The following is a 21985-nucleotide window of genomic DNA, read 5'->3' as shown; positions in this document are numbered from 1 at the left end:
ACAAATAGTAAAGCGTTTTTTTTTTTTTTTTTTGTTAGAATCCCGCCAAAATTTTAGTAAGGATTCTAATGAAAAAGTATGCGATAGCCCTTTGTATAGGTGTCTTACCGCTTGTGCTAAGTGCTAGTGATCAAATCAATAAATTAAAAAAGTCTTGGCAGATTATCAACTATGATGAAAATAGCGGATTTGATGGGAGTGGGATAAATCTTGGCATTATAGATTCTGTTTTTAACGACTCGCATAGAAGTTTGCAGGGCAAGGATAATGTGCTTATCAACAATGACTTTGATATGGGGCGAAATGATAGAGATGGTATGCGGCACGGCACGCATGTAGCTGGGATTGCCATTGGTAAAAAGCTAGGTGAAAATGACCCACACGGCATTGCCTATAATGGCAGATATTATGGGCTTGGCAAAAATAATCCGGGCTACACTTACACAGGCAATTTATATGAAGATATAAAGAATTGGGATGTCAAAATTATCAACAATAGCTGGGAAGCTCCAAATTATTATCCGCTTATCAATGTAACCACAGATTATGGCTACCAGCTTATCCAAAAAGACACAAGCAGTATCAATGCAGATTATTATTTCAATACACTCTTAGAACATAAACTCAATCGTGGCAAGCAACACGATACACTACACCTTATCCGCATATCTAAGGAAAAAGACATTCTTAATATTTGGGGTGCTGGGAATGATGGGAGGATTAGCCCAAGTGCTGCAGCTGTGGCGGCAAGCTATGATGAGGAGCTGCGTGCGTGGCTTGTGGTGGGGGCGTTAAACGCTGATGGCATTGAAGTCAAAGAAGAGGGTGGCAAAAGAGAATTGATAATTAAAAGTGGAATGTGTAGCAGTGGTAGTTATTCATATGATTGCAGTGCTTCGCCAGCTTTTAGCAATGCTTTTAAAGGGGCGGCACTTTATGCTATCACAGCTCCGGGGGTTGATATAGACTCTGCAAACGCGTATTTTGGCAAGACAGATAAACTTCCGGGGGCGGATCAAAGACCTATGTGTAGCGGCGGAGAGCAAGAAGAGTTTTGTGGTATGAGTGGGACATCACAAGCTACGCCTATGGTAAGTGGTGCGGCAATGCTCGTGCAGCAGAAATTTGGCTTCCTAGGTGGAGCGCAGATCGCTGATGTGCTGCTCACTACGGCAAACAATGACTTTAAAGCTCCAAAACTTATGCTGAAATATCTTGGCAAAGGGTCGTTGGCTAATATCATCTATGTAGGCGATGAGATACCAACAACCACAGATGGCAAAATTGATAAAGATAGAGTCAAGCAAGATTTAAGAGAGATAGGCTATAAAGATGAGACCTTTCTTAATAAAATCTTAAATAATGCCATCAATGTAAATGGCAGCCCTGAAGGCATTATCAAACTTAGTAAAGAAGAAGTCTTTGGGCAGGGGATTTTAGATGTGCAAAAAGCCCTTAAGGGTTTAGCACGGCTTGATGTCAATCGTATGAATAAAAATAGTGTAGAGCATTTTGAGGGTGAAAATCAAGCCTTTTATACCATTGATACAAAGGGGCTAAGCGGTGAGTTTAGCAACAATATAGACCAGCGATTATGGGAAGATAAATGGCATATAGATGGTGCGTGGAACTCGCCTAAAGAAGAGCTAAAAGACATCAAAAAAGCAGGGCTTATCAAAGTAGGAGCTGGGAAGCTAACCTTAAGCGGGACAAACACCTATGAAGGTGCGACACGCGTTTTGCAAGGTGTGCTAGAGCTAAGTAAAAGCGGCAAGCTCGTCCATAGCAATGCCTATGCGGAAAGTGCTGGGGTTTTGCTACTAAGTGGCGGTGTGATAGAGAAAAACGCTTATGCCAAAGATTCTGGAATTGTGCATATTGAAAATAGTGCGACAATTAAAGGCACGACCTATGCGGATAATGGCGGAGTAATCCAGCTAGGCTCTGTGATAAATGGCACAAACACAAGCGGCGCGACACTTGCTACTTCTGGTGTAAAGCTCACAAATGGCGGGATCTTAGCCGGCTCTGGCACCATAGCCACAGGAAGTGATATACAAGTAAGCACAAGCAAGGTAGAGAATCTAGGCGGTATCGTTATGGCAGGATTTGGTGCTGCGCCTATCACAAGCCTTACGCAAAACACCCTTACAATCAATGGCTCTTATACACAGGATTCTAGCGCGAAGCTGCAAATCGCTTTTAGTGGGACTCTCAACTCCAAGCTAGAAGCAACAAGCTATGATATAAAAGGCGGCACGCTAGAGTTTGTCCCCATATATAGTGGAGAGGGAAGCTTGCTCACTGCTGGGAAAACCATACACCTAGACCTAGGCTCACTCAAAAATCATACTGATAAATTTGACACCATTTTGCCACAGAGCAATAATGTCCTAGATTTTACCTACAATCACGCCGAGCAAACCCTTAGCACCGCGCTTAGAGCGGACGCCTTTAAGCCAAGTGGGGATTCTACTATGGGCGAGACATTGAAAGATATTTTTCAAGACCCTAGCCTTTCAAAAGACTACCAAGACTACTTTGGGGCTATCACAAACGCCGCTAGCCCATTGTATCAAGCAAGCCTTGATAGTCTTGCGGAAAATGCCCCGCTCCAAGCTATGCAAGACACACTTACACTCCAAGAAAGTCTCTCTATCAATAGCCTTGCGTTTTTGGCGGACTCTGCGATTGCAAGCCCTGCGCCTTTGGCACTCCGCAAGCTCCCAAGGCTTGCGGCTGTGGCTGGCACAAATATGCTGCAAACAAAGCTGCTTGCAGATATTACTAGCACTCTTGCAGGCAAGAAAAATGAAGTAGCCCTTAGCACCAACTACACGCATTTTAAGCATAGCTCCTACTACTCTAATGCCATCTCCACCACTATCCAAGCAAAGCGCGCGATGAGTAGCTCTCTCATAATCGGCGGCTTTTTAGACTTCACTAATAACCAAGCCAAGCACACCTACACGCAAGCTAGCGCGAACTCTTTCTCGCTAGGTGGTAGTGCGATGTGGGATTTGAAGCATATAAGCTTGATAAGCGCGCTTGGTGCTGGGCTTGGGGCAAACGCCACCACGCGCTCTATCATCGCTGCTCCACAAAGCTTGCAAAGCTCTTTTATGCAGTATCTGCTCAATGCGCAAATTGGGGTTGCTAGGGATTTTGCCTACAAAGCTGTGGTGTTTAAGCCTATGGCATTGCTCAACTACTCTCTAGTCGCGCAAGGCAGCTACGCCGAGCAGGGCGGTATCTTTGCCAAGTCGTATGCAAGCGCGACTTACAATACCCTAGGCTCTAGCCTAGGCTTGCATATCGGCTATGCTAAGTCGCTAGAATCCATTAGCTTTAGTGTCAATGGATTTGGATTCTACACATTGCGCCTTTTGACAAACTTGCAGAGCCAAAGCTCCTTTAGCGATTTTTCGCATTTGTGGTTTAGCCAAAATCATCAGCTAAGTATGCACGGATTTTATGGTGGGCTTAATGCGCAGATAAACTATAAGCGATATTTCGCGCGGCTTGGGTTTAGCTCGCAAGTAGGCGCAGACTACTACTCTATCAATGCCAATGCAAGCGTGGGGCTATATTTCTAGCTTGGCAGGCTTGTGGGCTAGACAAGGCTAGATCCTTGTTTTATTATTTGCTTAAAAAGTCCCAAATGGGACTTTTCTTTGGAAATTTTTGACAAAATATGAGAATAGGTAGAGAAAACCTTAAAAGCTCATATCTAGTTTTTAAGGTTTAAATGTAGAAAATGGATTTAGAGAAAGAGCATATATCGTAGCCCTAAATACTGATACCCAGCACCAAAGGATAGCTCAAATCGATGTTTATTATCTATCGTTAGACTTCCACCTGTTCGAACAGCCCATCCAAAATCAAAATTAGTTGCACTTCCTGAGCTATTATACGCACCTGCGTATTCTCTATCTATGTATGTGTATGTCCCATATCTAGGAAGAGCTCCCAAACCAATCCCACCAAATATCCCCCACACATACTTTTCTTTTGGTGTAAAGTCTAGCGCATAATCCACAAAAGCAAGTATAGGGAAGCTATGCGTTGTATAAGACCACTTATCCCCATCCCAATCGGTGCTGCTATGACCCCAAAAGCCATACCCAACAACTCCATATCCCCTAATGCCCTGCCTGAATTTATCAACAATGTAGTATTCCTTAGGGAAATAATATTGATACCCAGCCAAAGCTTCTGCACCAAAATGCATTTCCCCACCTATAAATGTAGCACCAGCACCGATAAAAAACTTGCCATAACCCTGTGAATCATTGGACTTTGTAGCATTTTCTGCTTGGAGAGTCCCAAACGCTAAAGAACAAATAATTGCAATTAAACCAAACAAACGACTTTTCACATCAATCTCCTTAAAGTTTCAAATTGAACACAAAATCTAAAATACAGAAGCACAATTCTATTTTTTTTTTTTTTTTGTTTAAGCTTAAATTACAAAAATATCGTAGTGCAGTAGCTATTTGGGCAGTCTTTTGCTACCTTAAGTATCTCTCCTATCGACTCACTTGCTTTGTGCTATCGTGCTACGATTGGTCTGTTTAAGTGAGAGTTTGGCTCTTTGCAATTTGTTTTAAGGCAGGACTTATGCTCTGTGCCTTAGTGTTTAGCACTATCTTGCCTTAAACCCAAAGAGCCTAAAATCAATGTGTCTATCAACAACGACTTTGATATGGGGCGAACTGATAGAGGTGGTATGCGACACGGCACGCATATAGCTGAGATTACCATACTAAGCGGCAAATACCCAAGCAATGCAAGCGCGCGCAATGCAATGAGCGGCAAGCTTTAGCAATGCCTTAAAGGTGCGGCACTTTATGCGATACTGCTCCGGGGTTAAATAGATTTTGCCAATGCAAGCGTGGGGCTATATTTCTAGCTTGCACAGGCTTGTGGTGCTAGACAAGGCTAGATCCTTGCAAGTAGAGTGCAAATAGCTCTCTAGGATAAGGGTGTGAAAGGATATAGGCGATACTTTGTGCGCGTTTGTGTGAGAAATCTTCATAATACTTAGCATACTTATCTAAAATCCCTTGCAAATCTTGCTCTAAATCATCAAACACAAAGCCCCCAAATCTCTGTGCTGTGGTGTTTAGCTCGGGGCGGTTTGCCACGAGAGCTGGCGTGCTAGAGAGCATAGACTCTACAATGGTAAGCCCAAAGGTCTCATTGAGTAGGCTTGGTGAGATAGAGAGCTTGGCTTTAGCTAGGATTTGCTTTAGCTCCTGTGGGGGTAGGGCAGGGGCAAATTGAAAGGAAGAGTTGAGATAGTGGGCAAGTGCGTAAAGCTTCAGTAAAGCTAGCTCAATGGTTATTATGCCCCCCCCCCCATAGAAATAGAGATTTATAAGCTTTTTGGCATAGCTGTGGAGATCTTGCATAATCTCTTCGCGCTTTTGTAGCAAGGTGGCAAACTCACTCTCATAAGAGTCTAGGGTGTCTATGATACACACTTCTAGGCTTTGGATATTGCTATCTTGTAGGGCTTGGCGCGGATCAAAGCCAAAGCTCTTGCCATAAAAATTTTCAATAGTTTCTTGCATAGCCCCTAGATCGCTTACTATGGGGATCGCGCCGGCTAAAATGGATTCTATGATCGTAAGCCCAAAGGTCTCATACCACAAACTTGGCAGGATTGTGAGCTTTGCCTTGGCTAGAATCTCTGCTAGCTCTTTGGGGGTGCGTGCTGGCAAAAAGGTGTAAGGAAGCGGAGATCTTGGGCTTAGGGGCGTTGCATTTCTAAAGAAACCTGCTGCGGCTTCGCCTTGCACCGCTATCGCTTGTTTTGAGCGATAAATCACTGATTCTGCGCGGTGGGCTTGCTCATTACCGCTTAGGTAAATCCCTGCGCCCACCGCTTGAAAACAAGGGATACCGCTCGGCGTTAGCCGATGTTTCTTTAGAAAGCAGCGATTTCTCATCTCAACTGCTTCCGCCTGCTGCTTGCTTAAATTTTGAGCATTTTGGGTAAAGCTCCTAGAATCCTGTGCGGACTCGTTTAGATTCTGGGCTTTATCGTCATTGCGAGCAAGCGCGCTAGCGTTTGCGTGGCAATCCATAGTCTCAAAAGTAGAATCCACTTTTTTACTCATCGCGTTTTTATCATCATTGCAAGCGTTATGTTCTGCGTGGCGATCCACGCTAGAATCCAACTCGCTGTCATCGCGAGCCGACTTGTCGGCGTGGCAATCCATAGATGTTGCGCTAGCAAAAAGGGCATTCCTAGAATCCACTTTTTCAAAAGTGGATTCTAGGCTTTGGATCGCCACGCCGTGCTGCTGCAAGTCTCGCGATGACGGGAAAAGGGCTTCATCGGCTCGCGATGACAATTCTCGTCTGGCTTGTTTCTCTTCAAAGATTCTAGGAATTGCGGTGTTGCTAGTGGGGCTTTTAGCAAAATTTAGGGTAGAGCAAGACTTGCGGTCTGCGGTTGCCCTAAATTTTGCTAAATCGTCGCTATGGATACCCAAGACCGAATCTACTTTTGAAAAAGTGGATTCTAGGATTGTGGCATTTGGGCTTGCTTGGGGTATTAGCTCTCTGGCTAGCTCTATACATTTTGGCTTATCATCGCCATCGCCTATGATAAGCAGCTTATAGTGGGAGAAGCGCGGGATCTTGATGAGATTGGCAAAGGCGCGGAGTAGCAAGGGGACATTTTTCTCCGGGGCTAGCCTGCCAAAAAACACGAGCAAATCGCGCTTATCTGCTAGGGAGATGTGTGGATTGTAGAATTTGGTCTCTATGGGGTTTGTCAGGGTGATTAGCTTAGAGCTATCCCAGCCATCTTGGATATGCTTTTGCCGCTGGAACTCACCCACGCAAATGATTGTGTCAAAAAGCTCTTTTTCTTGTAGAAATGCTCCTTGATAAAAGGGCGAGCGCAGTGCCTTTAAAATCGAGTATATCCGCCCTCTTCTATCGCAGTTTTTATAGGCTATGCGCAAGCCCTTGCTATGTCCTATACATTGCTCGCAAATTTGCCCCTTGGCATAGTTGTATAGCCCACCATTGGCGCAAGGTCCAAAGCCGTGCTGCGTGTAGATAAGCTTTGTGTTGGGGTGCTTTGCCTTGTAGGCTCTAAGGGCAAAAAGCACGCTAGGGCTTAGGCGGGAAAGGTAGTTTTGCGTGTGGATAATATCTGGCTTGATCGTAAAAAGAAAGGCTTTAAGCCGCTTGTAATTTGCGAGATTAAAGACATATTTATATGCCCCACGCCACTTAGGATAGAGCTGCCAATCATCAAGGCGCAAAAACTGCGCACTCTCTATGCCACAAGGGGACAGTCTATCGCAGCTTGCGACATAGATGTCAAACTGCTTGGATTCTAGGGTGGCTTCTATGGTGTTGCGAAACACACTTTCTGCGCCGCCTTTGAAGGTGTCGGAGGCTAGGTGCAAGACTTTAGGCAGCGGCATCAAAAATCCTGCCGCCTACGGCTTGGTTTGCTTGGGGCGATTTGGCTTTTTTGGAGGATTGGGCTTTACTAAAGAAACCTGCTTGCGTGCCCCCGCCTTGCACCACGCCGCTTTGGGATTCTAAGATTGTGTGGCTAGAATCGTGGCTTTGCAAGCCGCGCAAGGAGATAAGACTTGGAGGTCTATCGACACAGCGCGGCGCAGCAATCCGCGATTCTAGCCCACAAGCTGAATCCTTTTTAGAAAAAGTGGATTCTAAGCTAAAATCTACAAAAACATAGATTTTATAGCCTAGCTCTGCCCCCCCCCCCTAAGAGATTTTCTAAAATGCTAGTAATTTGCTTAGAGCTTGTGCCATTTCCATAAGGATTTTTCTTAGAAGCCATTGCGGCATAGAGGGCTTGATTGTGCAAAAGCTCATATACAGCTTCAAAGATCGCGCTAGGATCTGTGCCCACAAGCTTTAGCGTGCCGGCTTCTAGCCCCTCTACGCGCTCTGTGGATTCTCTTAGCACAAGCACGGGCTTATGCAGGGCTGGGGCTTCTTCTTGGATACCGCCGCTATCAGTTAGGATAATATCTGCTCTATGCAAGAGATTGTGGAAAGCAATCACATCAAGCGGTGGGACAATACGCAGTCGCTCTTGGGATTTAAGGTGCTTTTGCGCGCTGGCTTGTATGGCTGGGTTGGGGTGGATTGGGTAGATTATTTTAAGATTGGGGATAGATTCTAGCAGGGCGTTGATCGCGCTAAAAATCCGCGCTAAATTCTTGCCTAGATTCTCCCTCCTATGGGCTGTGAGTAAAAGGCATTTATCAGTCCCTAGCCACTCTAGTAGTGGGTGAGTAAAGTCGCTTGCTATGGTGGTTTGCAGGGCATCTATGGCGGTGTTGCCCACGACAAAAATGCTTGATTGTGCAACGCGCTCATTAAGTAAGTGGGCTTTGGTGGTGTTTGTGGGGGTGAAGTGATAGGTGGCAATAAGTGCTATGGCTTGGCGATTAAACTCCTCTGGGAAAGGCGAGTGGATATTATGCGTGCGCAATCCTGCTTCAATATGGGCTATGGGGATATGCTGGTAGAATCCACATAGCGCGCTTATATATGCCGTGGTCGTATCGCCGTGGATACAGAGGAGATCTGGCTCTAGGGTCTTTAGCAGTGGGGAGAGATGATATAGGAGCTTATAGCTTATGGATTCTAGGCTTTGGCGTGGGGCGTGGATATGGAGATTGTAGCTAGGTGTGATCGCAAAGGCTTGCAAAATGGGAGAGAGCATAGAGTCTGTATGCTGCCCGCTTGTGATAGTGCAGATCGCAAAATGCTCGCTAGATTCTAGCTGCTTGATGAGCGGGGCTAGCTTGATGGCTTCAGGGCGTGTGCCAAAGATGACAGCGATTAGGGATTTGCGCAGATTGGGGAAGAATCGCGCATAAATCTCCCAGAGTCGCTGCTCCATAATCCCCCAAGCAAACTGCTCTTTATAGAGAGCTTGTCGCTTTGCTTGTAGCTGGGGAGAGTTGCTAGCAGCAAGGGTGATGAATGCTTGCTTGAGATTGTGCAGGCTAAAGTCAATCACCGCGCCAATGCCCATAGCCTCTACAATCTCGCTCATTCCCGTGCCTTTTACCATTACCACAGGCTTGCCTAGCAGGAGAGATTCGTAGAATTTATTGGGCGCGGCGTAGAGGTGATTAGGCACGCTTGGGTCATAAAGAGCGGTGATAATATCGCAAGCAGATTCTAGGGCTAGGGTATCTTCATAGCAGATCTTGCCATAGAAGCTGATATTATCTGCACGCGCGGCATAGCTCTCTACTACATCTTGCAAAATCCCAAAGCCAGCGATATGCAGCTCAAGTCGTGGATCTGCTGCTATAAGCTCTAGTAGCTCAAGTAAGTAGCGATTGTGGCATAGCACGCCGACATAGGCTATTTTCACACGCTTGGCTTTAGAATCTAGCAGAGCAAAGGGCTTAATATATGCGGGCTTTTCTGGGGCATTGTGGATAATGCTTAGGGATTTAGGCTTGCTTGGGGCGATTTGCTCTAGGCGAGATTGCGCACAGATGATGCACTCATCGCTATGATTGATGACAAAGGTCTCTATGGACTTTATAAGTGGCTTTAGGATTCTAGGGACATTAAAGGTATCGACATAGTAGTCAAAAATATCATAGATCAAGGGCTTTTTGCACAGCTTTGCTATACACAATGCCGGTAATGCCGTGTCTAAATCGCACGCGTGGATGGCATCGATTGTCTTGCGGTTTGCCCAGAGATAGGCAAGGACTTTGACTTGGAAGAGTAGCAGGGGTAGGAGATTGCGTAGCCCGACACCATAGCTAGCCTTAATGCCTAGTCTATCGATGAGTATATGCGGGGTTTGTGGTGTGAGTGTGGCGTGTGAGTTTTGCGCACTATTTCTATCCCACGCAAGCACGCGGACTTTAGCACGCTGCTTGGCTAGGCTTGTGGCGATTTTTTGCACGCGTGAGTCTGGGTCGCAAGGATTTGAGCGAATGATTAGGATATGCGCTTTGGTAAATGCGTTGGATTCTAGTGGGGTTTGCATTATGCTGCCACCATTTCCCTAGGATCCTGCGCGGAGTTGTTTAAAATTTGGGCGTTTTCCCTAGAATCCTCGTTTTGAAAAGCGGCGTTTTTGCTGTCATTGCGAGACACTGCGCTAGCAGTGGCATGGCAATCCATAGATTTTGCGTTAGCAAAAAGGGCATTCCTAGAATCCACTTTTTCAAACGAGGATTCTAGCTTATGGATCGCCACGCCGTGCTGGCACACGGCTCGCGATGACAATTCTCGTCTGGCTTGTTTCTCTTCAAAGATTCTAGGAATTGCGGTGTTGCTAGTGGGGCTTTTAGCAAAATTTAGGGTAGAGCAAGACTTGCGGTCTGCGGTTGCCCTAAATTTTGCTAAATCGTCGCTATGGATACCCAAGACCGAATCTACTTTTGAAAAAGTGGATTCTAGGCTTAGAGCTTGACATACCCTAGAGAAAAGATACAAGCAAGCAAGCGCACAAAGGTCTGCCACTTGCGATGGTAGCGCAGAGACTTGAGACAAGCCATAAGATATGCCGCCCCCCCCCAACTACCATTTATCAGCCCATCATAGCGGTGCTCTAGCACTTGCACGCTTGTAAGGATAGCAATCGCACGCTTTTGCGCGATACTAAAGCTTGCATTAGCGCGTAGGCAATCAACTTGCGAGAGCTTACGAAGCTCATCAATCACGCGCCCTATATCAGCGATCTTTTTGTCGCGCGTTTTTGCATCGATTTTGCGCGTGATTGAGGAGCTAGAGTCGCAATAGACATAGAGCTTATCGGGTATGCCGATACTCTTTGTAGCTAGTGCGGTTAGCCAGAAGCTTTTAAGCACATCTTCTGCCATTGTTAGGCGGACATTTTCGCCCATATGTGCCACGAGGTGCGCGATCGCGCCTCGTATGTGCGAAGCTTTATAAAGCTTCGCCCATATGTGCCACGGAGGTGTGGCACAATGGGCGAAGACTTCAAAAAGCACTTCATCTCCGAAAAGTGGCTTGCATAGCACAGGGGGACTTACGCGCTTAAGCGTTGGCGGCTCAAAACGCATACCAAAAAACACAATATCCGGACTTGTATCAGGCTCTTGGGTGCTTTGCTTAGATTTGCTTAGATTTGTGGGGTGGGGGTTGGCTGGGCTTTGGGCTTGTGTGGATTCTAGCGCGGCGTTGTAAGAGATCTCACAGGCATTGTTTGTGAGATAGTCATCAGCGTCTAAAAAGGCTATATACTCCCCCCTTGCTGCTTTGATCCCTTCAATGCGCGTAGCAAATGTGCCGAGATTTTTGGCATTGTGGATAATGTGGATTCTAGGGTCTTTGTGGGCATAATCTTGCGCGATTTGCATAGAGCTATCACTCCCGCAATCATCTATAACTAAAATCTCAATATCACGCAAGCTTTGGTGTATGCAAGACTCAAGGCAGCGAGCAATGTAGGATTCTACATTATACACAGGGATAATGATAGAGACTTTAGGCGGCATAGCGCGGCTGCCTGTGTGGTTTATGTGCTGCCCCCCCCCAATGGCATTTTTACACGCCTTTTCATTGTCTAGGAGTGTGAGCTTAGGGATCGGTGTGGATTCTGCGAGATTGTGCAATAGGCGGTAGAGTCTCTTGCACGCGTGTAGCTCTATGTAGTCATCGCTATCTAGAGGCAAGATATATTTGCCCCTTGCTACTCTCTCTCCTGCTATGCGTGTGCTAAAGAGTCCTAGATTGGTCGCATTATGCACGATGTGGATTCTAGGGTCTTTGTGAGCATAATCTTGTGCTATGTGTATAGAGCTATCACTGCCACAATCATCTATGATAATAACCTCAATATCGCTAAAAGTTTGATTGATACAAGAATCCAAACACCGCGCAATAGTGGATTCTACATTATAGACAGGGATAATGATAGAAACTAGGGGAGACAACATATATCCTTAAGCTAGAGTGTGCGTATCATAGCTAGGCTTTGGTTAAAGCTTGCTTTATGTGCTTGATTGGTCTTATGGATTTGTGTGGGGTGTATGAGTGTGAGTGGGGCGGAGCCGCAGAGTCGGGGCTGTTTGGCATTGATTGTGCATTATATATGATGGATTTATACTATGTAGATAATGATTCTTTATAGATGTATAGTAAATAAAGTTTAGTCATATAGACTAATAAATATTTATGGTAAATGGATAAATACTTGACTTATTTACATAATATTTCTACACTTTCGGCACTTAAAATTTTTAAGTGCTAATTTTTAGAACAAGGAGCAGGTAATGAAATTTAAACCACTAGGCGAACGGATTCTGGTTGAACGACTTGAAGAAGAAAGCAAAACGACTTCAGGGATCATTATCCCAGATAGCGCGAAGGAAAAGCCGCTTATGGGCAAGGTGATTGCCATAAGCAAGCAAGTCGCCGATGAAAAGTCTGTGAAAGAGGGCGAAGTAGTTGTATTTGGGAAATATTCTGGTAGTGAGATCAAGCTTGATAAAGCAGAGTATATCGTGCTTGAGATCAAAGATGTGCTTGGCGTTTTGTCCAAGTAGTCAATACAAATAATACAAGGAGCAAACAATGGCAAAAGAAATCAAATTTAGCGATAGCGCGAGAAACAAACTCTATGAGGGCGTAAAGCAACTACACGATGCAGTGAAAGTTACAATGGGACCACGAGGGCGCAATGTCCTTATCCAAAAGAGCTATGGCGCGCCTACAATCACCAAAGATGGCGTATCTGTGGCAAAGGAAGTCGAGCTTGCAGACCCTATCGCAAATATGGGCGCACAGCTTGTCAAAGAAGTAGCAAGCAAGACTGCTGATGCTGCGGGTGATGGCACGACTACTGCGACTGTGCTAGCTCATAGTATCTATAAAGAGGGCTTGAGAAATATCACTGCTGGGGCAAACCCTGTGGAAGTTAAGCGCGGTATGGATAAGGCTGCTGAAGCGATCATCGAAGAGCTTAAAAAGGCTAGCAAAAAAGTCGGTGGCAAAGGCGAAATCGCCCAAGTAGCGACAATCTCTGCCAACTCCGATGAGAAAATCGGCAATCTAATCGCAGAAGCTATGGAAAAAGTCGGCAAAGATGGCGTGATCACCGTAGAAGAAGCTAAAGGGATCAATGATGAGCTAAGTGTGGTAGAGGGTATGCAGTTTGACCGCGGCTACTTAAGCCCATATTTTGTAACCAACGCGGATAAGATGAATATCCAGCTAGAGAACGCGTATTTGCTACTTACAGATAAGAAAATCTCATCGATGAAAGATATTCTTCCACTGCTTGAAGCGACTATGAAAGGCGGCAAGCCGCTACTTATCATCGCAGAAGATATTGAGGGTGAGGCTCTTACGACTTTGGTCGTCAATAAATTGCGCGGTGTGCTAAATGTCGCAGCAGTGAAGGCTCCGGGCTTTGGCGATAGAAGAAAAGAAATGCTAAAAGACATAGCGATCCTTACAGGTGGTGAAGTTATCAGCGATGAGGTGGGGCTCACACTAGAAAACGCAGAGATCGCGCACCTTGGGCAAGCCGCTAGAATCGTCATTGACAAAGATAATACAACCATAGTCGATGGCAAGGGCAAGAGTGCTGATGTGAAAAATCGAGTCGCGCAAATCCGCACACAAATCGCAGAGACTACAAGTGATTATGATAAAGAAAAGCTCCAAGAGCGACTTGCCAAGCTTAGTGGCGGTGTAGCGGTGATCAAAGTCGGTGCTGCTAGCGAAGTAGAGATGAAAGAGAAAAAGGATCGCGTAGATGACGCGCTCTCTGCGACAAAAGCAGCGGTAGAAGAGGGCATTGTCGCAGGTGGCGGCGTGGCTCTTATCCGTGCAGCTCAAAAAGTCAAGCTAAAGCTTGAAGGCGATGAAGCTATCGGCTATGACATCATCAAGCGCGCGATCAAAGCTCCTTTGGCACAGATTGCTATCAATGCAGGCTATGACGCAGGTGTGGTGATTGATAAAATCGAAAACACTAAAGAAGAAGGCTATGGCTTTAACGCCGCTAGCGGTGAGTATGTAGCGATGTTTAAATCAGGGATTATTGATCCGCTCAAAGTTACTCGCGTAGCACTGCAAAATGCCGTATCTGTCTCAAGTATGCTGCTCACAACAGAAGCTACAATCAATGAGATCAAAGAGGACAAACCTGCTCCAGCTATGCCAGATATGGGCGGTATGGGTGGAATGGGCGGTATGGGTATGATGTAATCCCAGCCCTTTTCTAGCTAGATTCTGCCTAGAATCTAGCTAGGCTATCTTCTTCTTACTTTCACTCACAGCACACTAGAATCCACTTTTATTACTTTACTAATCATTTACTTTTTCTAAAGCAAACAATAATCAAAAAGCCTTTATAATGTCGCATTTTTTGACAAGGGGCTGGTATGAGAGTGGGTGTATGTATGGGGTTGCTTTTAGGGCTTGCGTGGGCAAATAGCTTAGATCTAGCGGCGACAAAAGATCCTGCTAAAACAGGGATATTTCCTGTGATACAAGTAGAATCTTTTAACAAATTCGCGCTTGGTGGGGACAAAATCTCGCCAACAGAGAGCTATGGCTATATGCTAGGCGCACTTGGCTTGCAGCTCCAAGCCGTTGGGGAATCCGGCGTGGTGCGCGTGGGGCTTGGTGCTGCTGGGGCAGGGCTGGCGTATGACTCTACAAGAAGAGGCGATAATCTTGGCTACAACTACATAGGCTTTAATCCAAGCTACAATGGCAAAGGCACTCCTACTGCCCTAAATACGCGCAATTATTATGTCCATAATGCCTACTTTGAGGTCGCATCTAAGCGCGATGGTAGCGGCTACAATCTCTCTTTGGGGCGATTTTTTTATGATGATGGGGATTATATCTCTATCTTTGTTGAGGGTGGAAAGCTGGGCTATGATGTGGGATTTACAGATTCTGGGATTATTTTTGCAGAGTTTGCTGGCATTTCTAGTATGGCTTTGCTAGGTGATGGATTTTTCTGGGATTATAGTCGTGCCAATGTGCCTAGAGGCTTGCTTAGTGCCAAACTTGGGCTTGGGTATGTGTTTGCCAATGATAGTAGCTTAAATATGCACGCGTTTTATTACTATGGCATTAGTGAGTATAGTGCGCCCGGACTTGATGTGCGCTATGAGACAAACTCATCAGCAAGTGATTCTGGCGGCGGCTTTAATGCCACAACAAGGCTCAATGTCGTTTTGCCTATTTATGACAGGCTGTATATGCAAGTGCCTGTGCTGCTTGGAGGCTTTTTGCGCGATGAAAATGGGGATAAAGAGGGGCTTACTTCTACGATTATGCTAAGGCAGGATTTGGACTTCTATAAAGAGCGCAGTCATTACAACCTAGCTTTTGCTATGCAGCAAAATATCGGGCTATCCCACGCTAGGCTTGGGTTTTTTGGCTCGCCACTTGGGGTAAATATCTGGGACAATAGTGTGTATGCCACTGGCTCTTCGCTTAATGCTATCGTATATAAAGACGCCTTTAGCGCGCTATTTTTCACTAAAGCTAATTTTCAAAAGAGCTTTTTTGGCTATAAAAATAGCTATGGCATAGGACTAGATGGTCGCTACACCACTGCGCCTGCCGCTGATGAATACTCATTAAAGCTTACTTTAGATATGCAGCTTAGCAAGCTACTGACTTTTTCTATCATAGCTAATTACTACACAAGCATATATCGCCATAGCGGTATATTAAATCCTGATTTCGCGCCCCAAAATATCGCACCAAACACCGCGATCAATCGTAGCTATGTGATGACAAAGTTTAGCTTTGATTTGTAGAATCCACTTTTATGCATTTAATTAAAAGTGGATTCTAGCTCTGCTTGGGAGATGCTATGAGACTTTTTCTTAGTGCATTAGAATCTAGTGCCAATATCCACGCCAAAGAAGTGATACGACAGCTCCTTTGCCTGCGTGATTCTAGTGGTGGCGAGCCCTGTGGGCTAGAGGCTGCGCCGCTAGAGATTGTAGGGGTCTTTGATCGGGCGTTGTTTGGTGAGTTTGTAGCACAAGGTGTGCTGCTAAATCCACTTTATCACCCTAGGGATTTTTCTATTATGGGCTTTAGCGATGTGGCGGTGAAAATCCCCTTTTTGCTCCGTGCGCAAAGACTTCTTGCAAAGAGTGCGATAGGAGCTAGTGTGATTATGCTTATGGATTCTTCTTCGTTTCATATTCGTTTGAGCAAGCGTATCCGTTCACTGCAAGAAGCAGGGCATAGTGGCGGTGTGATCGCGCCTATTTATTATTATATCTTGCCACAGCTCTGGGCGTGGAAAAGCTATCGTGCAAAGAGCTTAGAGCGATATTGTGATACATTGCTTGGGATTTTGCCCTTTGAAGCGGAGTGTTATAGCAAGCAGGCAAGAGAGAGTGGGCAGTTTGTGTATGTGGGACACCCGCTGCTTGATGAGCTAGAATCTAGCCTATTAGATTCTAGGGTGGATTCTAGGGCAAATGCGACTACCACTAGCCATAAGCCTGCTTGCATTGTCTTTATGCCCGGATCTAGGCGTGGGGAGATCAAGCGGATTTTCCCGACATTTTATCAAGTGGCAAAGCAACTTCCCAATGCCAAAAAGCTTCTTGTGATCCCAAGCACTTTTGCGCAGGATTCTAGCGACCTTGCAAGCTTGCGGACAATCTATGAGATAAGCCCTTGCACTAAGGGGGCATTGCAGGACTTCACCCTATGCTTTGATACTAGATCTGCGCTTATGCAAGCGGACTTTGCTTTCATCTGCTCTGGCACCGCGACTTTAGAGGCAGCATTGCTTGGGGTGCCATTTGTCCTAGCGTATAAAAGCGCGTGGCTTGACTACTATATCGCACGCTGTTTTGTGCATTTGCGCTATATAGGGCTGGCAAATATTTTCTACAATGCGCTATGCGGAGAGAAGCCCGGCTGCGGTAGCTCTAGAATCCACCAAGAGCTAATCCAAGGGGCTATGAGTGTGGAAAATCTCTTGCAAGCCTACCACCAAGTGCGCGTGCAAGACTTCATCGACAATGCCTACAAGCTCCGCGCCTATCTTAAGCACGGCAGTGCGCGTAATGTCGCCGCGCGGCTTTTGGGGCATTAGTCTAGAATCTCGACTTGCACAAGGATCCGTATCCCAAGCCTTGCGCACACTTGCGAGACTTTGGGGGAGAGATTTAGGGCTAGGGTGTCGGCTTTGTTTAGATAGGAGTGGATCTTTAGCACGATGAAGGCATTGTGCTGTTCTTTGAGATTTTCTAGGGCTTTGTGCTTGTGGCTAATGCGCTCTACAAATCGCTCGCACTCTTTGCGAAATACGCTTAAAGCTATGATTTTAGAGTGGATTTTATAAAAGGCTTTAGGCTCATCTTTAGATCCCGCTTCACTTGTAGGGGTGGATTCTAGATTAGAGGCTTTGTGATACTGCTCTAATTCTTGTTTCCAATGTTTATAGGATAGGGTGATGGATTCTGCGTTTTTGTGCTTATAGATACTTGGGCGAAGTCCTAGGGCTTCATAGACAGCGATGGGGCAAAACTCCTCCATATATAATTCTAAACCGATGATACAATACGAGCGTTTGTGCATAGAAGATCTCCTTACTTAAAGATAAGGATTTTACCAAAATCATAATGCGTAAGAGAAAAATACCCCCCAAAGGAGAGAGAAAAGGGGGTATAAAGGAAGAATAATGCAAAGTAATACTGATCACAACAACTAAAGGAGACCCACCACACTCCTACCCTATTACTCCTTAGTTGTGCTAGTGTGCGGGGTGTGTGCCTTTGCTATGGGGATTTCTGCTATGAGGGTTGCCAGATCCGCCAAGATAGGAGATCTCGCCATTTGTGATGGCATAGGCTTGACCAAATCCCTTGACATAGCGACCATTGCGGACAATTAGCTCAATGAGATGAAAGTCGTGCATATTTTTGATAGTTTTGATCCCACCACTTCCACCACTTTGCTCGATAAATTGCGCAAACACATTTTCAAACTCCTGACTATCTCGCTCGACAAATCTTGCATTCACGCGGTAGCGCAGTCTTTTGCGCAAGATGACAGATTGTGCTTTACTCTCATCTTCTAAAAACATCAGCTCGACATTGTTTGGATTGGCGCGGATACTTGCATAATGCTCCGCCACTTCGCTAATGTAGATATAGAATCTACCTTCGCTGTGGATCACAGGCGCATAGGTCGCCAATGCCTCGCCGCTAGGGCTAATGCTTGCCAACACACCTGAGCCAAACGCCTTGGCAAATGCATCAATCTCTTGCTTAATGCCCGCTAGATCGTGTGTCTGCTCTACGCTCATACATAGTGAGATAATGGCGTTTTTTATGGTATCTGGTGAGGCTTTTTGGGGGAACTCCACGCGCACACTCCCACCTGCATAGGCTATATCTAGTCCTTCAAAATCCACGCCCTCTAGCTTGACATCTTTGGGATCGCTCTTGCCTCCAAACTTTTTCACCAAGCCGATAAGCTCGTTTGTGTGATGATCATTCATATGAGTAATGATACTTGTAAAATCCATCTTGACTCCTTTGTGTTTCTTTGGGGGGTATTATAAAGCAAGCTAACTTAGATTTTTATTAAAAATAAGAATAACTATCACAAATGATAAAATCGGATTCTAGCCTTGCAAACATTACAGGCACAAATGATTTGTGATAAGCGGTGCTTGGCTGGCTAGAGTATCGCAGGCATAGGAGAACTTCTCTTGTGTGAAAAATGGCGTGCGCACAAGCGGAGTGCCTTGCAGCAAGGGGTGATTGTGTAAAAAATCATTGATATATGTTTGATAGCTATCATCACTACTTGTCATCATCGCCAAACACAGCAAGGGGATATTGTGTGCCTTAAGCGCGCTAATGCTTAATAAAATATGATTGATACACCCTAGATAATACCGCCCCACAAGGACACAAGGCTTTGGATTTAAGCGCATATAATCAATCATACACTGCGTATCATCAAGCGGTGTGAAAAGCCCTCCGGCTAGCTCTATGATGAGATTTTGCGCGCTTGGGATTGTGATATGGCTACCTTGATAATCACATCGCTCTATGATCTTAGCGATATGTGGCGATGCTGGAGTGCGCAGGCTTATACCATTGTCAAAAATCGTGCATTCTGGGACAAATTGCTTGATAAAAGCGCGATCTTCTTCCTGCCCTGCTTGCACAAGCTTGAAATACTCATACCCAAATACCTTGCAAAAAGCCGCGCTAAAGTGTGTTTTGCCCGTGTCAGTGTGGATACCTGCGATATAGATTTGTGCCATATAGTCCCTTTGTGTGATAGGGCATTGTATCAAAAGCTTTATGCTACAATGCGCTTTTTTTAGGAGAGTGTGATGCAAGATGTAGATTCTACGAGCCAAAATGTATTGAAAAGCCCGCTATCTAGCCCCCAAGCAAAAAGCTCGCCCCCCATTGTAGCAGTGGTAGTGCCCTGCTACAATGAAGAAGCGGTTTTAGTGCATACGCATAAGGCATTGAGCCACAAGCTTCGCGCGCTTGTGGATTCTAGCGATATTAGCCCAAAAAGCTTTATCTGCTATGTCGATGATGGCAGCAAGGATAGCACTTGGGAGATTCTAAGCCAGCTTGCCACGGCTCATTTACTGCCAGAATCCACTTTTGAAAAAGTGGATTCTAGGAATGCCCTTTTTGCTAACGCAACATCTATGGATTGCCACGCCGACAAGTCGGCTCGCAATGACAGCGAGTTGGATTCTAGTGTGGATTGCCACGCAAACGCTAGCGCATTTGCTCGCAATGACTATAAAAACGCCGCGCTTCAAAACAAGGATTCTAGCACCGAAGCAAATTTAAATGAGCCAGCGCAGGATTCTAGCAATGAAGTCCAAAATATAGCCAACTCTGCAAAGGATTCTAAGATTTTGGAGCTAGAATCGTGGCTTTGCGAGCCGCGCAAGGAAGATAAGACTAGTGGTCTATCGACGCAGCGCGGCGAAGCAATCCGCGATTCTAGCCCAAAAGCTGAATCCCTAGTTGATTTCCCCCCCCCCCCGTAGAATCCCCACTAGAGCCCTTAAACTCTCGCGCAATGTAGGACATCAAAACGCCTTGCTAGCAGGCTTAGATTTTGTCGCCCAGCAGTGTGATTGTGCCATTAGCATTGATGCGGATTTGCAAGATGATATTGAAGTGTTTGATGCGTTTGTCGCTGCGTTCAAGCAGGGCAAAGAAGTCGTGTATGGCGTGCGTAAAAGGCGCGATACAGACACAGCCTTTAAGCGCAAGAGTGCGCAGGGCTTTTATGATCTTATGGCGTTTTTGGGGGTGAAGATTATCTATAATCACGCGGATTATCGCCTGCTCTCCTCTCGTGCTATCACTGCGCTTGGGGAGTTTAAGGAGGTGAATTTGTTTTTACGAGGGATTGTGCCGCTGCTTGGATTCTCTAGTGGAGTTGTGGAGTATGATAGGCTTAGTCGCTATGCTGGGGAGTCAAAATACCCCTTGCGCAAAATGCTCTCTTTCGCGTGGAATGGCATAACAAGCTTCTCTATCGTGCCGCTTAGGCTTGTGAGTGTGATAGGCTTTGTGTTTTTCTTGCTCTCCATTGGGCTTGGCGGGTATGTGCTTTTTGTGCGGTTTTTCACAGATTGGGCGGTGTATGGCTGGGCTTCGACGATGATCCCGCTAAGCTTTTTTAGCGGTGTGCAGCTGCTAAGTCTTGGGGTCATTGGCGAGTATGTCGGCAAGATTTATCAAGAGAGCAAGGCGCGTCCAAGGTATTTTATCGATGAGATCAGGTGATGGCTTGATAGCTAGATTGCTAGATACTAGAATCCACTTTTGACTTACTTCAGCAAATCTCGCACGATTTGGCGTGCTTTTTTGGCGTTGCTCTCTAAGCTTAGCTCTTGTGCGTGGCTGTGGGAGCGGATTTTATACGCCATAATTTGCGCAGGTGATAGAGAGCGCACGGCTTGGGCTAGGGAGCTAGCACTAAAATCGCTAGAAGTTATGCCCACTTCATAATGTCTAAAAAACTCTCTAATAGAATCTAGCGGTGTAGCTACCACGCAAAGCCTGCTTTGGATATATTCAAAAAGCTTATTTGGCATAGCGTTTTTGTTGTTGAAGCTTGTGTCTTGCAGGCTGATTATGCCTATATCAAAGTCATTGCAGCTAGGGATAATCTCTTCTAAGCTCACAGGCGGAAGGATATGGCAGTTTGGGATAGGGGCTGCTTGAGCGATAAATTGGGCTAGAAAATTGCTATTGTTGCTAAGCACTTGGCAGTAAATCTCATAGCCCTCCCCTAGCTCTTTGGCAAGCTCTAGGAGATTAGTAGAGCCTCTCTCTTCACTAATTAGCCCGTGATAAATGAGCTTGATAGGCGTGCTAATCGCGCTTGGAGTTAGGCTATGGTAGGGCGGGAGCGAGTAGTAAAGAATGCTTGTGATACCAAAGTCCTTAGCATAGCGATCTATTATGGGGGTGCTTACGCATAAGCAGCAATCAGCCTTTGGCAAGTAGTGCTTACACAAATGAGTAAAGAATCTGCCAAGCCCTTCTAGCCACTGCTTATCTTCATACTCTAGCGGATAAAATTCACGCAAATCCACTAGAATCTTGCAAGGATACTTCTCTTTATAATCACACGCAAAAGGCAAGAGTGCTAGATCTTCGACAATGATTAGATTAAGCCTAGGGAGAGATTCTAACATCTTAGGGATTGTTGCGCGGTTTTTGGTGTAGATAAGCGGGGCAAAGTCGCCTTGCTCACACAAAAAGTGGATTCTAGCGTTTTGCTCTTTGGTGCGGGTCTGGGCGTTAGATTCTGGGGCAGGGAAGCTAAAGCAGCGTGCGCCATTTTCTTGGCTCGCTTCTCGCGCGATGACAAACATCTGGGCAATATCTTTTAGCGCGGAAATCATTCTGTGCGGTCTGGGTCGCTTTGTCGTATCGAAGTCCGCTAGCATAGCAATATGTGGGCGCAAGAA

At 45.7% G+C, this 21985-nt stretch carries 17 protein-coding genes and 3 pseudogenes; 10 read left to right on the top strand and 10 right to left on the bottom strand.

The window, feature by feature from the left end; genetic code table 11:
- Nucleotides 1–68 precede the first annotated feature (68 nt).
- Entirely contained in the window at nucleotides 69–3596 is a 3528-nt protein-coding gene (locus NYG90_RS05385) for a S8 family serine peptidase (RefSeq protein ID WP_285264810.1), read from the top strand.
- 167 nt (nucleotides 3597–3763) lie between these two features.
- On the opposite strand, the gene NYG90_RS05380 is transcribed toward NYG90_RS05385, so the two are convergent.
- Nucleotides 3764–4378 (bottom strand): outer membrane beta-barrel protein, encoded by a 615-nt coding sequence (locus tag NYG90_RS05380; protein ID WP_285264809.1) that lies wholly within the window; start codon nucleotides 4376–4378, stop codon nucleotides 3764–3766.
- 303 nt (nucleotides 4379–4681) lie between these two features.
- On the opposite strand from NYG90_RS05380, the gene NYG90_RS05375 reads away from it, so the two are divergent.
- On the top strand, nucleotides 4682–4825 hold the full coding sequence (locus tag NYG90_RS05375) for a hypothetical protein (RefSeq protein WP_285264808.1): 144 nt from the start codon (nucleotides 4682–4684) through the stop codon (nucleotides 4823–4825).
- Between the two features lie 106 nt (nucleotides 4826–4931).
- Here the strand turns inward: NYG90_RS05375 and NYG90_RS05370 are convergent, their stop codons facing one another.
- On the bottom strand, nucleotides 4932–7451 hold the full coding sequence (locus NYG90_RS05370) for a glycosyltransferase family 4 protein (protein WP_285264807.1): 2520 nt from the start codon (nucleotides 7449–7451) through the stop codon (nucleotides 4932–4934).
- An 86-nt stretch (nucleotides 7452–7537) separates the two neighbouring features.
- Between NYG90_RS05370 and NYG90_RS05365 the strand changes: the two genes are divergently transcribed.
- Nucleotides 7538–7732 carry a hypothetical protein gene (locus NYG90_RS05365; protein WP_285264806.1) on the top strand — a complete coding sequence of 65 codons (195 nt, stop codon included), beginning with the start codon at nucleotides 7538–7540 and terminating at the stop codon, nucleotides 7730–7732.
- 3 nt (nucleotides 7733–7735) lie between these two features.
- Here the strand turns inward: NYG90_RS05365 and wecB are convergent, their stop codons facing one another.
- The 4 genes and pseudogenes from wecB to NYG90_RS05345 form a co-directional block, all read right to left on the bottom strand.
- A complete protein-coding gene (gene wecB, locus NYG90_RS05360) occupies nucleotides 7736–10027 on the bottom strand; it encodes a non-hydrolyzing UDP-N-acetylglucosamine 2-epimerase (protein WP_285264805.1) in 2292 nt (763 codons plus the stop codon).
- On the bottom strand, nucleotides 10027–10506 hold the full coding sequence (locus tag NYG90_RS05355) for a hypothetical protein (protein ID WP_285264804.1): 480 nt from the start codon (nucleotides 10504–10506) through the stop codon (nucleotides 10027–10029). The genes wecB and NYG90_RS05355 overlap by 1 nt, the downstream gene beginning before the upstream one ends.
- A gap of 692 nt (nucleotides 10507–11198) precedes the next feature.
- Nucleotides 11199–11504: pseudogene (locus tag NYG90_RS05350) on the bottom strand (glycosyltransferase family 2 protein); the annotation flags it as partial.
- Between the two features lie 120 nt (nucleotides 11505–11624).
- Nucleotides 11625–11945: pseudogene (locus tag NYG90_RS05345) on the bottom strand (glycosyltransferase family 2 protein); the annotation flags it as partial.
- Between the two features lie 56 nt (nucleotides 11946–12001).
- Between NYG90_RS05345 and NYG90_RS05340 the strand changes: the two are divergent.
- The 5 genes and pseudogenes from NYG90_RS05340 (at nucleotide 12002) to lpxB (ending at nucleotide 17101) form a co-directional block, all read left to right on the top strand.
- On the top strand, nucleotides 12002–12139 hold the full coding sequence (locus NYG90_RS05340; RefSeq protein WP_285256787.1) for a hypothetical protein: 138 nt from the start codon (nucleotides 12002–12004) through the stop codon (nucleotides 12137–12139).
- 142 nt (nucleotides 12140–12281) lie between these two features.
- Nucleotides 12282–12548, top strand: a pseudogene (gene groES, locus NYG90_RS05335) (co-chaperone GroES); the annotation flags it as partial.
- Between the two features lie 34 nt (nucleotides 12549–12582).
- The gene (gene groL / locus NYG90_RS05330; protein ID WP_285256788.1) at nucleotides 12583–14223 is read left to right on the top strand and encodes a chaperonin GroEL; all 1641 of its coding nucleotides are present in this window, start codon (nucleotides 12583–12585) and stop codon (nucleotides 14221–14223) included.
- Between the two features lie 176 nt (nucleotides 14224–14399).
- Complete coding sequence (locus NYG90_RS05325; protein WP_285256789.1) at nucleotides 14400–15797, top strand: outer membrane family protein; 1398 nt, start codon at nucleotides 14400–14402, stop codon at nucleotides 15795–15797.
- 56 nt (nucleotides 15798–15853) lie between these two features.
- Nucleotides 15854–17101 carry a lipid-A-disaccharide synthase gene (lpxB, locus tag NYG90_RS05320; protein WP_285256790.1) on the top strand — a complete coding sequence of 416 codons (1248 nt, stop codon included), beginning with the start codon at nucleotides 15854–15856 and terminating at the stop codon, nucleotides 17099–17101.
- On the opposite strand, the gene NYG90_RS05315 is transcribed toward lpxB, so the two are convergent.
- The 3 genes from NYG90_RS05315 to bioD all read right to left on the bottom strand — a co-directional run bounded on the left by NYG90_RS05315 (nucleotide 17098) and on the right by bioD (nucleotide 19288).
- Nucleotides 17098–17586, bottom strand: coding sequence for a hypothetical protein (locus NYG90_RS05315; RefSeq protein WP_285256791.1), 489 nt, complete (start codon nucleotides 17584–17586; stop codon nucleotides 17098–17100). The genes lpxB and NYG90_RS05315 overlap by 4 nt on opposite strands.
- A 175-nt stretch (nucleotides 17587–17761) precedes the next feature.
- On the bottom strand, nucleotides 17762–18538 hold the full coding sequence (locus NYG90_RS05310; protein ID WP_115011555.1) for a HugZ family heme oxygenase: 777 nt from the start codon (nucleotides 18536–18538) through the stop codon (nucleotides 17762–17764).
- Nucleotides 18539–18652: 114 nt separating this feature from the next.
- Nucleotides 18653–19288: an ATP-dependent dethiobiotin synthetase BioD gene (bioD, locus tag NYG90_RS05305; protein WP_285256792.1), complete on the bottom strand. Its 636-nt coding sequence runs from the start codon at nucleotides 19286–19288 to the stop codon at nucleotides 18653–18655.
- 72 nt (nucleotides 19289–19360) lie between these two features.
- On the opposite strand from bioD, the gene NYG90_RS05300 reads away from it, so the two are divergent.
- Complete coding sequence (locus NYG90_RS05300; RefSeq protein WP_285264803.1) at nucleotides 19361–20044, top strand: glycosyltransferase; 684 nt, start codon at nucleotides 19361–19363, stop codon at nucleotides 20042–20044.
- Nucleotides 20022–20792: a glycosyltransferase gene (locus NYG90_RS05295; RefSeq protein ID WP_285264802.1), complete on the top strand. Its 771-nt coding sequence runs from the start codon at nucleotides 20022–20024 to the stop codon at nucleotides 20790–20792. The genes NYG90_RS05300 and NYG90_RS05295 overlap by 23 nt, the downstream gene beginning before the upstream one ends.
- 44 nt (nucleotides 20793–20836) lie before the next feature.
- On the opposite strand, the gene NYG90_RS05290 is transcribed toward NYG90_RS05295, so the two are convergent.
- Complete coding sequence (locus NYG90_RS05290) at nucleotides 20837–21982, bottom strand: glycosyltransferase family protein (RefSeq protein WP_285264801.1); 1146 nt, start codon at nucleotides 21980–21982, stop codon at nucleotides 20837–20839.
- Nucleotides 21983–21985: the final 3 nt, after the last annotated feature.

Origin of the sequence: Helicobacter zhangjianzhongii, assembly GCF_030249855.1 — a bacterium.
Classification (GTDB): Bacteria; Campylobacterota; Campylobacteria; order Campylobacterales; family Helicobacteraceae; genus Helicobacter_B; species Helicobacter_B zhangjianzhongii.
Note: the sequence above shows the minus strand (reverse complement) of the source record. Positions and strands in the feature narration are given on the sequence as shown.

What these genes read in the sequence shown, in the direction of transcription:
- groL (WP_285256788.1), top strand. Translation starts at nt 12,583, where the DNA reads ATGGCAAAAGAAATCAAATTTAGCGATAGCGCGAGAAACAAACTCTAT.
- NYG90_RS05325 (WP_285256789.1), top strand. Translation starts at nt 14,400, where the DNA reads ATGAGAGTGGGTGTATGTATGGGGTTGCTTTTAGGGCTTGCGTGGGCA.
- NYG90_RS05300 (WP_285264803.1), top strand. Translation starts at nt 19,361, where the DNA reads ATGCAAGATGTAGATTCTACGAGCCAAAATGTATTGAAAAGCCCGCTA.
- NYG90_RS05385 (WP_285264810.1), top strand. Translation starts at nt 69, where the DNA reads ATGAAAAAGTATGCGATAGCCCTTTGTATAGGTGTCTTACCGCTTGTG.
- NYG90_RS05370 (WP_285264807.1), bottom strand. Translation starts at nt 7,451, where the DNA reads ATGCCGCTGCCTAAAGTCTTGCACCTAGCCTCCGACACCTTCAAAGGC.
- bioD (WP_285256792.1), bottom strand. Translation starts at nt 19,288, where the DNA reads ATGGCACAAATCTATATCGCAGGTATCCACACTGACACGGGCAAAACA.
- NYG90_RS05315 (WP_285256791.1), bottom strand. Translation starts at nt 17,586, where the DNA reads ATGCACAAACGCTCGTATTGTATCATCGGTTTAGAATTATATATGGAG.
- lpxB (WP_285256790.1), top strand. Translation starts at nt 15,854, where the DNA reads ATGAGACTTTTTCTTAGTGCATTAGAATCTAGTGCCAATATCCACGCC.
- NYG90_RS05340 (WP_285256787.1), top strand. Translation starts at nt 12,002, where the DNA reads ATGTGCTTGATTGGTCTTATGGATTTGTGTGGGGTGTATGAGTGTGAG.
- wecB (WP_285264805.1), bottom strand. Translation starts at nt 10,027, where the DNA reads ATGCAAACCCCACTAGAATCCAACGCATTTACCAAAGCGCATATCCTA.
- NYG90_RS05310 (WP_115011555.1), bottom strand. Translation starts at nt 18,538, where the DNA reads ATGGATTTTACAAGTATCATTACTCATATGAATGATCATCACACAAAC.